This window comes from Peribacillus acanthi (assembly GCF_003073175.1).
Lineage (GTDB): Bacteria > Bacillota > Bacilli > Bacillales > DSM-1321 > Bacillus_BN > Bacillus_BN acanthi.
Window position 1 is genome coordinate 16,578 of the sequence record NZ_QBBX01000004.1, and the last position, 13,559, is coordinate 30,136.

Here is a 13,559-nt window from a genome sequence, read left to right on the forward strand (position 1 = left end):
CTCCTAATTTACCTTCACATAGTATGAATAAAGAGCCTGTTAGGTGATAATCCAAAAGAAATAACTATATAAAATAAAAAACCTCGTCGTTATGACAAGGTTTTTTGTTTCACATTATTATTCTTGATTATATTGGCTCTCAGGTATATCAATAATAATCATATCTGTGCCAATTTTCTTAATGTGTTTCCATGGGACACGTATTTCATTTCCATTCCGTTTAAATCCAAACCATTTAACACTTGGAATAATCAATGCAACTATCTGCCCTGTCTCACTGATTTCTAAATCCGTTTGTCCTAGTATCCCAAGGCGTTCTGCTCTTTTAACATCCACAATTTCTTTACCGCTTAATTCACTAAGTCGCATTAGCACATCACCTCTTTACGATATCTTTATTAATATACATATCGATTTAGAGGACAGGTTAGAAGTTAATTTACACTAATAAAGCAAATTTGCTATAAAAATTGCCGCTTCTAAGAACAGAAGCGGCTAGCGCCTTGGTCAGCTTCGACACGCATAAAAGAGCTTGCTAGAAGGTTGTTTTTACCTTCTTGACGGATTAGTTTATGAACTCGAGGTAGCCACGGCCTGTTGCAACGTCTGCATTAACACGTCCTTTGTGTCGTAGCTAGGCGTGGACATTTCACAATTGCTAAATTACCCACAGTTCTAGATGAATTATTTTCCAAAACAATAAAAAAAACTGTCAGAATTCTAAGTAGAATTCTGACAGTTCGCTATTACTCACTTTAACCCTTTCCAACCCTCAATAGGGCTTATCAAGGCAGTCGAGAAATTGTCTGTAAAGATATTATTTGTTAGAGTAAAGACACTTTCTTCAGTCACTTGATCAATTTGTTCTACAATTTCATCTAGTGAACGATGCTTTCCTAACATTAACTCATTTTTTCCATTACGACTCATACGACTATTCGTGCTCTCAAGACTCAGCATTAAACTCCCTTTAAGCTGCTCTTTACTATTTTTCAATTCCTTTGCAGTGATTCCTTCTTTTTTGAACTGAAACAACGTATTTTGAATAGTCTCATAAAGGACGTCCAATTGATTTGCTCCAGTACCACTGTAGATGGTTACCATGCCTCCATCTTGGTACGCAGAGTGATAGGAATATACAGAATACGCTAAACCACGCTGTTCACGTACTTCTTGGAATAATCGACTACTCATGCTGCCACCTAATACGTTATTCATGACAATCAGACTATATACGTCTTTATGTCCAATATGTAATCCTTCGAATCCTAGGCATAAATGAGCTTGTTCTGTTTCCTTCTTACGTGATAATTTATTTTGGTGGAAACTTGGTCTTCCCGTAGTTTCTCGGGCTTTATCGCTTCTTTGGTAGCTTCCAAATAATTTCTCAACTTCTTTTATGAACGATTCATCAACATTTCCTGCAATGGAAACGACTAATTTATCCGGAGTGTACATATCATGTACATATTGTTTTAATGTCTCGCTCGTAAAGGTAGAAAGTGTTTCTTCAGTCCCTAAGATAGGATAACCTAGAGGATGGTTTTCATAAACTGCACGACTTAATAAATCGTGAACGATGTCATCCGGAGTATCCTCATACATCTTAATTTCTTCATAAACTACATTTTTCTCTTTTTGAAGTTCTTCCTCAACGAATGTTGAATTGAAGAACATATCCGATAATACATCAAGTGCCATACTAGCATGATTATCTAGGACTTTTGCATAATAGCAAGTATACTCTTTTGATGTGAAGGCATTTACTTGGCCTCCGATACTATCAAACGATTCTGCAATCTCCCTTGCACCTCTCGTTGTAGTCCCCTTAAAGAACATATGCTCAAGGAAATGCGAAATCCCATTATTATCTGGTGTTTCATTGATTGATCCGGTCTTAATCCATAAACCAATCGCTACTGAACGAACTGTAGGGATTTTTTCTAGTACAATTCTTACACCATTTTGACACGTATATTTCTTAATCAATAACTTTTCCTCCCTCGTTCCTGCTGCAAGCACAGAGTAAATCACTTACAATATAGGTTTACTCTTCACAATGTACCTTATTTTAGCATAAGTTGAAAACATTATTCATTTTTTTCCACTCTTTCATGTAAAATTCTTTCTTCCTTTAGAGATTCCGTTACTGTAACAATCCGAAGATTACGTTTTTTTATTTCCACTATTAGTGTTTCAAGTGATTTAGAAGAGGCCTCAGTAGGGTGCATCAATACAAAAGCTCCAGGATGAATTTTAGACATCACTCGTTGAATCAATACTGGAGGGGTTGGCTTTTGCCAGTCAATCGTATCCACACTCCACATGATCGTACCCATTTGAAGTTGATCAGCTATTTGTACGGTACTGTCAGAATAACTACCGCTTGGGGGAGCAAACCATCGAACTTTTTTCCCTGTAACAGCCTCTATAATTTCATTTGTCTTCTTAAGTTCATTGATCGTCGCCTCGGGTCCTAAATTCTTCATATTTGGATGAGAATATGAATGATTCCCTATTTCATGTCCACCCTCAACAATCATTTTCGCCATATCCTGGTTATTTTTTGTCCATTTTCCCTCAAGGAAAAAAGTTGCCTTGACTTCATGTTTCTTTAAAACGGATAACATTTGTTGTAGGTATTCATTTCCCCAAGCAACATTGACTAGAAAACTTACAACCGGTTTATCCTGATGAGCTTTGTAAATAGGAGCAGGATTTAAATCTTCTAAATGAATAGTAGGTTTTATTTGGGTATAGATTAATTTCTTTTCATCATACTGTCCTGTTTCTTTCATTTTTTCATATGAAGCTTCTACGTTAACTTTAATCCCATTATAACCCGGTATTGTTTTCCAAACCGGATCAATTTTGGCGTTCTGGGCTGGAGTATCTAATTCTTTTGCCCTCATTCTAATTTCTTCTAATAAAGGATCTACACTGTTCACAACCGGAACAGCATCACCTCTCATAGTTAGAACATAATCTGAAACTGCAGGTAGTTGGAAATATACAATGGATATACTCAATGAAAGGGAGGCCACTATTACACTCTTCCATTTATTATTCAATACCTTCTCCTCCTTACTATCATGTGTTATTTTCTTAAGTTCATTTATAGACTTCCTAATTTCTTCAAAGGTTTATACCACTAAATTATGAAATTACAGGACAAGGTAGAACAATGGCGGTCTTATAGTAAAGTCTTTCTAATTCAAGACCATAAATAAAAAAAAATTCGACCCAATACTGGGTCGAATTGTAAGTTTTTATTGATTTTGAGATGCTGCAGCTTCTTTTTGTTCTTTAAGGACGACCTTGCGAGATAGATTCACACGTCCTTGTTTATCAATTTCAGTTACTTTTACTAGGATTTCATCTCCGATGGATACTACATCTTCGACTTTAGCAATGCGCTCTTCAGCTAGTTCAGAGATATGAACTAAACCATCTTTACCAGAGAAAATCTCTACGAAAGCACCAAATTTTTCAATTCGCTTAACTTTACCAAGATACAGTTTTCCAACTTCCACTTCACGAACGATATCTTCAATAATTTTCTTCGCTTTTTGATTATTCTCTTCATTAATTGATGAGATAAAGATTGTTCCATCTTGTTCGATGTCAATTTTAACTCCAGTTTCTTCAATGATTTTGTTAATTTGTTTTCCGCTTGGTCCAATAACATCACGGATTTTATCAGGATTAATGCTCATAGTAAGTATTTTTGGAGCATATTTAGATAGCTCTTCACGTGGAACATTGATAGTTGCTAACATTGATTCAAGAATATGCATTCTACCAAGTTTCGCTTGTTGAAGAGCTTCTTCTAAAATCTCACGAGATAATCCTTCAATTTTAATATCCATTTGTAATGCTGTTACACCTTTAGCAGTTCCAGCTACTTTAAAGTCCATATCGCCTAAGTGATCTTCCATGCCTTGGATGTCTGTCAAAATCGTATAGTGTTCATCTTTTTTAATTAGTCCCATCGCAATTCCTGCAACTGGAGCTGTTAATGGAACACCTGCATCCATCATAGCTAATGTACTTGCACAAATACTTGCTTGTGAAGTTGATCCATTGGATTCAAGAACCTCAGCAACTAGGCGAATTGTATATGGGAAATCCTTTTCAGATGGTAATACCGGTTCAAGTGCTCTTTCTCCTAAAGCACCATGTCCAATTTCACGACGGCCTGGCCCTCTCATGAAACCTGTTTCCCCAACACTGAAATGTGGGAAGTTATAATGATGCATGAAGCGTTTTGATTCTTCCACACCTAAACCATCAAGGATTTGAACGTCACCAAGAGCACCAAGTGTACAGATGGATAGAGCCTGCGTTTGACCTCTAGTGAACAGACCTGAACCATGGGTACGAGGTAGTAACCCTACTTCAGAAGAAAGCGGACGAATTTCATCAGGATTACGACCATCTGGACGAACTTTTTCTTCTGTAATTAAGCGGCGTACTTCTTTTTTCACTAGCATGCTTAAGATTTCTTTTACTTGCTTTATTGTATCGTCTTCAGTTTCTTTTTCCTCAAATTGAGCGATAACACGGTCTTTAACCTCTTTAATAGCCGCTTCACGTGCATGCTTCTCTTGGACTTGGACAGCTTTATTCATATCCACTTCACATAAAGAAGAAACTTCAGCCATTAATTCGGCATTAACTTCATATAAAGTAACTTCTGTTTTCTCCTTGCCAACTTCAGCGACAATTTGTTCTTGGAATGCAACTAGACGTTTAATTTCTTCATGTCCGAACATAATTGCTTCAAGCATTGCTTCCTCAGGAACTTCATTGGCACCAGCTTCAACCATGTTAATGGCATCTTTAGTACCTGCAACTGTTAGATTGATATCACTGCTTTCCATTTGTTCCACTGTAGGATTGATGATGAATTCACCGTTGATTCTTCCTACTGTAACACCCGCAATTGGCCCTTCAAAAGGAATATCCGATACAGACAATGCCAGTGAAGAACCGAACATTGCAGCAATTTCAGAGGAACAGTCTTGATCAACACTCATAACAATACTAACAACTTGTACTTCATTACGGAAGCCATCTGCAAATAATGGTCGGATAGGTCTATCGATTAATCGACTAGCCAAAATAGCTTTCTCACTTGGTCTACCTTCACGCTTAATAAATCCACCTGGGATTTTACCTACAGCATATAATCTTTCTTCGTAATTAACCGTCAGAGGAAAGAAATCCACGTTTTTAGCCTCTTTAGAAGCTGTCGCTGTGCTTAATACAGCAGTATCTCCATAACGAATGAGCGCAGCTCCGTTTGCTTGCTTAGCAAGTTGACCAATTTCAACTGTCAATTTACGTCCGGCCCAATCTATGGAAAAGATTTTTTTATTTTGGTCCATATTTGAAACCCCTCTCTTTATTTCATAAACAGTTAGGAATTATATTCCCTAACCACATATTTTGTATGTAAAAAAATTTTATGTATAAAAACACACTATTCTTATTATGCACTAAAGATTAAGACATTAACAGCATAATGATAAAAGGTTTAAAAAATTTTTAAAAATACTTTAGCAAGGAAACAAAACAAAAAAGCGGGATAGGTTCCCGCTTTCCGGCTATGAGAAGAAAATCTTCCCGTATATTAACGACGTAAGCCTAATTTGTTGATAAGTTCACGGTAACGAGCAACATCCTTGTTACGAAGGTATGTTAGCAAATTACGACGTTTACCAACCATTTTAAGAAGACCGCGACGAGAGTGGTGGTCTTTCTTGTGTGTACGTAAGTGATCGTTCAAAGTGTTGATTTCCTCTGTAAGGACAGCGATTTGAACTTCTGGAGATCCAGTATCGTTCTCATGTGTTTTGTACTCGTTAATGATTGCGTTTTTGCGCTCTTGAGTTAAAGCCATTTTAGTCACCTCATAATAATAGTTTTATAAAAAAATCCCCGAAAGCTGAGCCAGCGTTGGTGAATCGTCTAGCCAAGCAAAGGTTCATTTCATACAATTAATAGAATACAGGTTTTCACCCTAAAAAGCAAGTATTTCACATGTAATCTAGTTAATCTTGTGATAAAGACTGAAAATATTCAATAGCAGAATCTTTATCCTTTTGGATTTGAGCAACAAGTTGGTCTAATCCATCAAATTTCTTCTCACTTCTCAATCGTCGATGCCACTCAATAATTACTTGTTCTTCATAAATAGTAGAACTAAAGTCAAGTATATGCACTTCTATAGTGGGGTTTTCTGGTTTTTGATTATGGAATGTTGGTTTGTATCCTATATTGCATACGCCATAATACCATTTACTACAAACATTCACCCTTACTGCATAGACTCCAGTGGATGGTATGATATAGTCTTGATCCACAGCTACATTCGCAGTTGGAAACCCTAATTGTCTTCCTCTTTTTTCACCATGGATCACTTTTCCTTTGGATTGATAGAATCTACCTGCCAAAGTAAGGAAATCTTCCATCTTACCTTCCAGAAGAGATTGTCTAATTCGAGTAGAACTCACTTTTTGATCATCTTTAGACATTTTTTCAACAATCGTGGATGAGAATAACTCTCGAGAATGAAAAGGAAGGGATTCCATATTCCCTTTTCCAAGATGCCCATAGCTATAATCAAATCCAGCCACAACATGATTTGCATTTAGATTAATTAAATATTGGTCGACAAACTCTTGAGGATGTAGATTCGCAAAAGCTTCTGTAAAATGTACGATAAAAATGTAATCAACACCCAGTTCACCGATTCTCTTTATTTTTTCTTCAACTGGGGTTATATAATGGACTTTATCTTGTTTACGTAATACCGACAATGGATGAGGATCAAAAGTAATGACCGCGGATTTATAATTTTTATCTTTAGCAATCTCCATAGCCGTTTTGATAACCTTTTGATGCCCTAAATGAACCCCATCAAAAAAACCCAACGCAATAACTAACGGTGGAAAATCTTCTCTATGAAAACTATGTGGGTGATTTATATGAATAACTTTCACTGCTTTTCTCCTCTTTCTAAACCCCTCAACCTTTACGGTTCATGTGTAAATTACAATTCAATTCGAAGCACTTTTACAGGTTTAATGAATGAAGGTTTGTCTGGATGCACCTGATAAATAGCCAATGCATTATCTCCATAGAAAACCGCAAATGGTTCATTTGGAATTGATACGCCGCATTCTTCTTTATCTAATACCGCACCATTTTTCACTTTCTCTGCTACTTTATCATTAATCTTAATTTTCGGCAAATGACTGATACCTATCTCAAGCGGCAGCAAAGCATTATTAATTGTACCTTCCTCAGACATTCTTTCTAAATCCTCAAAGGTATAACAGTTGTCTATATGAAATGAGGCGGATTGTGTCCTAACTAAATGTGACATGTGAGCAGGATACCCTAAGGATTCACCAATCATCACGGCCAATGTTCTGATATATGTACCCTTTGAGCATTTTACGCGAAAACGAAATGAAATAGATTCACCTTCAAAATGATCTCGGTCATCAAGTAATTCCATTTCATAAATGGTTACTGTCCGAATTGGCCTTTCAACTTCAATTCCGGCCCTAGCATATTCATACAATTTTTTCCCATTTACTTTAATGGCAGAGTACATAGGAGGAATTTGTGTGATTTCACCTATATACTGATTTAAAGTTGATAAAATTTGTTGTCTAGAGAACACTTGATCGACAACTTTACTAGAAACTACTTCACCGTGTGCGTCCTCAGTTGTAGTTGCAGTACCAATTGTGACCTCACCGACATACTCTTTACCTGCATCGGTAATATATTCTGCTATCTTAGTAGCTCGACCAACACAAATGGGTAAAACCCCGGTCACTTCAGGGTCCAGCGTACCTGTATGACCCACTTTTTTTGTTCTTAAAATCTTCCTTAATTTGAATACACAATCATGGGATGTCATCCCTCTTGGCTTAAGTAGAGGTAATATACCTTCCACAAAACCGCCTCCTGTTCTATAACGAATACTTGATTAGTATACGATTGATGATTAATTAGATATGTAATATAAGGGATTGAAATTCACTTTTAAAAAATAGGCTCTTTTAAACTTACCTGTTGATTTCCGTTCCAGACGCTTGCTTTCCGGGGGCGTTCGCCGAGCCTCCTCGTCGCTAGCGCTCCTGCGGGGTCTCGCCTGTAACGCTAATCCCCCAGGAGTCTAGCGACTTCCACTCCAATCAACAAACCTAAAAATCAACATTGGACTTTTACATAACAAAAAAATAAAAGCTGACTTTTAAGAATCGTTTAAACATGACTGTTTAAGCGACTGCTTTAAAGTCAGCCCTAATTATTATTCGTTTTCAGTTTCTATTTCATCTTGATCTGAATCATCGGATTTCTCTGCATTCAATTGATGAATAATGGTATTGATACGGTTTCCGTAGTTAATGGATTCATCAAACTCGAACGTGATTTCTGGAGTTTTACGCAAACGAATACGTTGTCCAATTTCAGAGCGGATAAATCCTTTAGCCTTTGACAGACCAATTAATGAATTTTGCTTCTGAGTTTCACTGCCTAACACTGAAATATAAACCGTCGCTTGTTGAAGATCTCCGGTAACCCTAACATCAGTAACGGTAACGAAACCAATTCTTGGATCCTTTATCTTACGACCAATAATTTCAGTAAGCTCTTTTTTCATTTGTTCTCCGACACGATTTGCACGAAGGCTCATATCATCACCTCGTTATCTATAGCCATTCTATTTCTGTTCTCGTGCGTTCAATTTCAGGAAAGGAATCAACAAATCCTAAGGCATTTTGTAATTCCCTTTCTGAAGATACTTTAGAGGAGGTTACAGTAACAATAGCAATTTTACTTCTTTGCCAAGTATCCTGAAAGTCCACTTCAGCAACCGAAACATTGTACTTTTGTTTGAGCCGTGTCATGACACGTTGTAACACGGCTCGTTTATCTTTTAAAGAGTGTGAATCGAAAATGATACATTCAAATTCGACATAACCGATCATTTACGCTCGATTTCCTCCATGATATACGCTTCAATAATGTCTCCTTCTTTTAGGTCATTGTAGTTTTTAACCGTAATACCACATTCATAACCTTGAGAAACTTCTTTAGCGTCATCTTTGAATCGTTTAAGGGCATCAACTTCACCTTCATAGACTACAACGCCTTGACGGATGACGCGAACACCACTGTCACGAGTGATTTTTCCATCTGTAACATAAGATCCAGCAATCGTACCAACTTTAGATACTTTGAATGTAGTACGCACTTCAGCTTGACCAATAACTTTCTCTTGGAATTCTGGATCTAGCATACCTTTCATTGCTGATTCTATCTCTTCAATAACTTTGTAGATGATGCTGTGTAGACGGACGTCAACATTTTCAGAATCAGCTGTACGTTTAGCATTTACATCTGGTCGTACGTTGAAACCAATAACAATTGCATTGGAAGCAGTTGCTAACATGATGTCATGCTCGTTGATTGCACCAACACCACTATGGATGATTTTAACTTTTACACCTTCAACTTCAATTTTTTGAAGAGATGCAGCAAGTGCCTCTGCAGAACCTTGAACATCTGCTTTAAGAACGATGTTGATTTCTTTAACTTCACCTTGCTTCATTTGCTCAAACAGATTTTCAAGCGTTACACGTGAAGATTCTCTACGTTGAGATTGAATTTGTTCTTGTGAACGAGCTTCCCCAACTTGACGAGCTGTTTTTTCATCTTCAAAAACAACGAAGCGATCTCCTGCTTGAGGGACCCCATTCAATCCTGTAATTTCAACAGGAGTGGATGGACCAGCTTCCTTAACACGTCTTCCAAGGTCATTTACCATTGCACGAACACGTCCATATGCACTTCCAACTACGATTGGATCTCCAACTTTTAATGTACCGTTTTGGACAAGCAAGGTAGCAACAGACCCACGGCCTTTATCTAACTCAGCTTCGATTACTGTTCCAACTGCTTTACGATCTGGGTTTGCTTTATATTCTTCTACTTCACCTACGAGAAGAATCATTTCTAACAATTCGTCGATTCCCTCGCCTTTTTTAGCGGAAATCGGTACGAAAATCGTTTCTCCGCCCCAAGCTTCAGGAACCAATCCACGGTCACTTAATTCTTGCATTACGCGATCAGGGTTGGCAGATGGTTTATCCATTTTATTCACTGCAACGATAATTGGCACTTCCGCAGCTTTAGCATGGGCAATTGCTTCAACTGTTTGAGGCATTACTCCATCATCAGCAGCAACAACAAGGATTGTGATATCTGTAACTTTAGCTCCACGTGCACGCATTGTAGTGAAGGCTGCGTGACCAGGAGTGTCAAGGAACGTGATTTTCTTATCATTTACTTGAACTTGGTAAGCACCGATATGCTGAGTGATTCCACCAGCTTCTCCTTCAGTAACCTTAGTATTACGAATGCTATCAAGTAGCGTTGTTTTACCATGGTCTACGTGCCCCATAATTGTAACAACAGAAGGACGTTCAACAAGTTTAGAAGGATCGTCTTCAGTAACGATATGTGCTTCTAAATCGTTGATATCGATTTTGATTTCTTCTTCAACTTCCACACCGTATTCAGCTGCGATCAATTCAATTGCATCTTTTTCAAGAGATTGATTGATGGTTGCCATTACACCGAGAAGGAATAACTTTTTGATGATTTCTGAAGGTTCACGGTGTAACTTCTTTGCTAATTCTGCAACAGTTAGTGATTCTGAGAATACAATTTTACTCGGTAATTCTTTCTTTTTTGCTACAGGTTGCTGTTGCTGAGGTTGATAAGTCTGTCTACCTTTAGACGATTTATTTTTATTATTATTATTGTTATTGTTGTTTTTGCCTTTAAATGCTTTAGATTCAGTAGCTTGTTTATCTTGTACAAACTTCTTGTTACTCACGCCTGGCTTAGGAACAGGTTTTTTCTTAAGCTTTTGAGTGCTGACGCTATTATCATCCAATGCATCATCATACTTGCCTGCTTTTACATCATTATTTTCTTCAGTTGCTTGTGGTTGTTCTGTAGTGGAGCTTTGTGGTTGTTGATTTTCCTTAACTTCACCACTGTCCTTTTTTGTTTGGAAAGATCCATCTAATTTCTGTACAGTTGTATCATCGATTGCTGTCATATGATTGCTTACCTCAATATCCATTTCTTTAAGCTTATTTATAATAACTTTACTTGAAACATTGTGTTTCTTTGCATATTCATACACACGTATCTTCGTCATACGTTCACCCCCGTAATATTTAATCGAGCAACGTGCGAAGTTTTTTCGCGAAACCTTCATCCAACACTGCGATTACTACCCGTGCGTCTTTACCAATCGCATGACCTAGTTGGTTCCGGTCCTCCACTTTGACAACTGGGACATTGTAGTAGCTGCATTTATCTGTAATCTTCTTTTCAGTATTATTGGAAGCGTCATTTGACAAAACTACTAGCTTTGCCTTTCCGTTCCTAACTTCTTTGATGACCAATTCTTCCCCTGATATCAGCTTACGCGCCCGATTTGCCAATCCTAATAGAGACATCCATTGTGTTTGATTCATTTTGCAGAATGGTTCTCCTTTTCAACAAGTTGAAGTAATTCTTCGTAAAGAGAAGCATCGATTTCTGCTTGTAAATGTTTAGACAGAACATCTTTCTTTCTGGCATTTATGATGACTTCTTTATTTAGCGTCAAGTAGGCTCCACGACCTGATTTTTTCCCCGTCTGGTCGATTGAGACTTCTCCTTCTTTTGAACGCACAATTCGAATCATTTCTTTTTTGGGCTTCATTTCACCAGTAGCCACACATTTACGAAGAGGTATTTTCTTTTGGCCTGCCAACTTGTTCACCTCAATTACTCTTGATCGTCATCTTCAAAATCGTCGTACTCATCATTTGCAATGCTAGTACTGCTCAATAAAGGATCTAAATCTCTTGGGTAGATTCCTGCTTCACGAGCTTCACTTTCGCTCTTGATGTCGATTTTCCAGCCTGTCAATTTAGCTGCTAGTCTTGCGTTTTGTCCACGTTTTCCAATCGCCAATGATAATTGATAATCTGGTACCACAACCGTTGTACCTTTTTCATCTTCATGAACGATTACATCCAACACCTTTGATGGGCTTAATGCATTTGCAACAAACACAACCGGATCTTCAGACCATTTAACGATGTCGATTTTTTCACCTTTTAATTCGTTCACAATAAACTGTACACGTTGTCCTTTTTGCCCTACGCATGAACCAACTGGATCTACTTCTGGGTTATCGGAGTGGACGGAAATCTTTGAACGATCCCCAGCTTCACGCGCGACAGATTTAATTTCAACTGTACCATCAAAGATTTCCGGCACTTCGTTTTCAAATAATCGTTTTAAAAGACCTGGATGTGTTCTTGATACAAAGATTTGAGGACCTTTTGAAGTTTTTTCAACCTTTGTGATATACACCTTAATTCTATCATGAGGTTGGTATGTTTCATTAGGCATTTGCTCACTAACAGGTAAAAGAGCTTCAATTTTACCTAAACTGACATAAATGTAACGTGAGTCAATTCTTTGAACGATTCCATTCATGATATCTTCTTCGCGGTCGATGAATTCTGAGTAAATAATTCCTCGCTCTGCTTCCCTAACACGCTGAGTTACTACTTGTTTGGCCGTTTGAGCGGCAATGCGACCGAAATCTTTAGGTGTAACTTCCATTTCTACCACATCTTCTACTTGGTAGTTCGGGTTAATTTGTCTTGCATCTGCTACAGATATTTCCAAACGAGAATCGAATACCTCATCTACCACATCTTTACGAGCAAATACTCTCATTGATCCTTTTTCAAGGTTTAAATCAATTCGAACGTTCTGTGCTTGGTTGAAGTTTCTCTTATATGCAGAGACAAGGGCAGCCTCTATCGCTTCAATCAACACATCGCGAGAAATCCCTTTTTCTTTTTCCAAATGGATAAGAGCATCTAATAATTCACTGCTCATTTGTTAAAATCCCCCTTCGATCTTTCATAGCCATTCTCTTGTTATGAAAAGACAACAGCAAGTCTTGCTTTTGCCACCTTTTCGAATGGAATGACAACTTCCTTTTTACGAGTTTTAATTTTCACTTCAATCGTTAGGGACTTACCGTCATATGCTTTAAGGACCCCTTCGAATTCCTTACTATCAAAGATTGGTTCATATGTTTTTACATAAACATTTTTACCAATTGCCTTAACATAATCCTTTTCCTTTTTAAGTGGTCTTTCAGCTCCAGGAGAGGAAACCTCTAGAAAATAGTTATGTTCAATTGGATCAAGTTCATCAAGTTTTTCACTAAGCTTTTCACTGACGATTCCACATTCTTCAATATCGATTCCATCAGCCTTATCGATATATACGCGAAGGAACCAGCTTTTTCCTTCTTTCACATATTCGACATCTACCAATTCCAGCTGAAGACCTTCCAAGATTGGTACTAGAAGTTCCTCAACAATCTCGGTGACTTTTTTGCTCATATGGTCCCTCCTTACCAACGGCCATTTTGTATTTACAAG

The 13,559-nt window shown here is 37.6% G+C and carries 14 protein-coding genes; all 14 read right to left on the reverse strand.

Features of this window, described 5'->3' with window-relative positions; all coding sequences use genetic code 11:
* Positions 1–117 precede the first annotated feature (117 nt).
* Positions 118–369 carry a YlmC/YmxH family sporulation protein gene (locus DBX25_RS04770; RefSeq protein WP_108669644.1) on the reverse strand — a complete coding sequence of 84 codons (252 nt, stop codon included), beginning with the start codon at positions 367–369 and terminating at the stop codon, positions 118–120.
* Between the two features lie 381 nt (positions 370–750).
* Positions 751–1,989 (reverse strand): M16 family metallopeptidase, encoded by a 1,239-nt coding sequence (locus DBX25_RS04775; protein WP_108669645.1) that lies wholly within the window; start codon positions 1,987–1,989, stop codon positions 751–753.
* A gap of 101 nt (positions 1,990–2,090) precedes the next feature.
* On the reverse strand, positions 2,091–3,071 hold the full coding sequence (locus tag DBX25_RS04780) for a polysaccharide deacetylase family protein (protein WP_420812914.1): 981 nt from the start codon (positions 3,069–3,071) through the stop codon (positions 2,091–2,093).
* Positions 3,072–3,269: 198 nt separating this feature from the next.
* Positions 3,270–5,390 carry a polyribonucleotide nucleotidyltransferase gene (pnp, locus tag DBX25_RS04785; protein ID WP_108669646.1) on the reverse strand — a complete coding sequence of 707 codons (2,121 nt, stop codon included), beginning with the start codon at positions 5,388–5,390 and terminating at the stop codon, positions 3,270–3,272.
* 245 nt (positions 5,391–5,635) lie between these two features.
* Entirely contained in the window at positions 5,636–5,905 is a 270-nt protein-coding gene (gene rpsO, locus DBX25_RS04790) for a 30S ribosomal protein S15 (protein ID WP_108669647.1), read from the reverse strand.
* 151 nt (positions 5,906–6,056) lie between these two features.
* Positions 6,057–7,007 carry a bifunctional riboflavin kinase/FAD synthetase gene (gene ribF / locus DBX25_RS04795; RefSeq protein ID WP_108669648.1) on the reverse strand — a complete coding sequence of 317 codons (951 nt, stop codon included), beginning with the start codon at positions 7,005–7,007 and terminating at the stop codon, positions 6,057–6,059.
* Positions 7,008–7,057: 50 nt separating this feature from the next.
* Complete coding sequence (gene truB, locus DBX25_RS04800; protein ID WP_108669649.1) at positions 7,058–7,975, reverse strand: tRNA pseudouridine(55) synthase TruB; 918 nt, start codon at positions 7,973–7,975, stop codon at positions 7,058–7,060.
* Positions 7,976–8,332: 357 nt separating this feature from the next.
* A complete protein-coding gene (gene rbfA, locus DBX25_RS04805; protein ID WP_108669650.1) occupies positions 8,333–8,719 on the reverse strand; it encodes a 30S ribosome-binding factor RbfA in 387 nt (128 codons plus the stop codon).
* Between the two features lie 16 nt (positions 8,720–8,735).
* On the reverse strand, positions 8,736–9,014 hold the full coding sequence (locus DBX25_RS04810; protein WP_108669651.1) for a DUF503 domain-containing protein: 279 nt from the start codon (positions 9,012–9,014) through the stop codon (positions 8,736–8,738).
* Complete coding sequence (infB, locus tag DBX25_RS04815) at positions 9,011–11,257, reverse strand: translation initiation factor IF-2 (protein WP_108669652.1); 2,247 nt, start codon at positions 11,255–11,257, stop codon at positions 9,011–9,013. The genes DBX25_RS04810 and infB overlap by 4 nt, the downstream gene beginning before the upstream one ends.
* Positions 11,258–11,276: 19 nt before the next feature.
* Complete coding sequence (locus tag DBX25_RS04820; protein WP_108669653.1) at positions 11,277–11,579, reverse strand: YlxQ family RNA-binding protein; 303 nt, start codon at positions 11,577–11,579, stop codon at positions 11,277–11,279.
* Entirely contained in the window at positions 11,576–11,860 is a 285-nt protein-coding gene (gene rnpM / locus DBX25_RS04825; protein WP_108669654.1) for an RNase P modulator RnpM, read from the reverse strand. The genes DBX25_RS04820 and rnpM overlap by 4 nt, the downstream gene beginning before the upstream one ends.
* 14 nt (positions 11,861–11,874) lie before the next feature.
* The gene (gene nusA, locus DBX25_RS04830) at positions 11,875–13,005 is read right to left on the reverse strand and encodes a transcription termination factor NusA (RefSeq protein ID WP_108669655.1); all 1,131 of its coding nucleotides are present in this window, start codon (positions 13,003–13,005) and stop codon (positions 11,875–11,877) included.
* 41 nt (positions 13,006–13,046) lie between these two features.
* On the reverse strand, positions 13,047–13,520 hold the full coding sequence (gene rimP, locus DBX25_RS04835; protein WP_108669656.1) for a ribosome maturation factor RimP: 474 nt from the start codon (positions 13,518–13,520) through the stop codon (positions 13,047–13,049).
* Positions 13,521–13,559: the final 39 nt, after the last annotated feature.

Excerpts from the sequence above, each read along its gene's own strand:
- DBX25_RS04770 (WP_108669644.1), bottom strand. The coding sequence starts at position 369 with ATGCGACTTAGTGAATTAAGCGGTAAAGAAATTGTGGATGTTAAAAGA.
- pnp (WP_108669646.1), bottom strand. The coding sequence starts at position 5,390 with ATGGACCAAAATAAAAAAATCTTTTCCATAGATTGGGCCGGACGTAAA.
- rpsO (WP_108669647.1), bottom strand. The coding sequence starts at position 5,905 with ATGGCTTTAACTCAAGAGCGCAAAAACGCAATCATTAACGAGTACAAA.
- rbfA (WP_108669650.1), bottom strand. The coding sequence starts at position 8,719 with ATGAGCCTTCGTGCAAATCGTGTCGGAGAACAAATGAAAAAAGAGCTT.
- DBX25_RS04810 (WP_108669651.1), bottom strand. The coding sequence starts at position 9,014 with ATGATCGGTTATGTCGAATTTGAATGTATCATTTTCGATTCACACTCT.
- infB (WP_108669652.1), bottom strand. The coding sequence starts at position 11,257 with ATGACGAAGATACGTGTGTATGAATATGCAAAGAAACACAATGTTTCA.
- DBX25_RS04820 (WP_108669653.1), bottom strand. The coding sequence starts at position 11,579 with ATGAATCAAACACAATGGATGTCTCTATTAGGATTGGCAAATCGGGCG.
- nusA (WP_108669655.1), bottom strand. The coding sequence starts at position 13,005 with ATGAGCAGTGAATTATTAGATGCTCTTATCCATTTGGAAAAAGAAAAA.
- rimP (WP_108669656.1), bottom strand. The coding sequence starts at position 13,520 with ATGAGCAAAAAAGTCACCGAGATTGTTGAGGAACTTCTAGTACCAATC.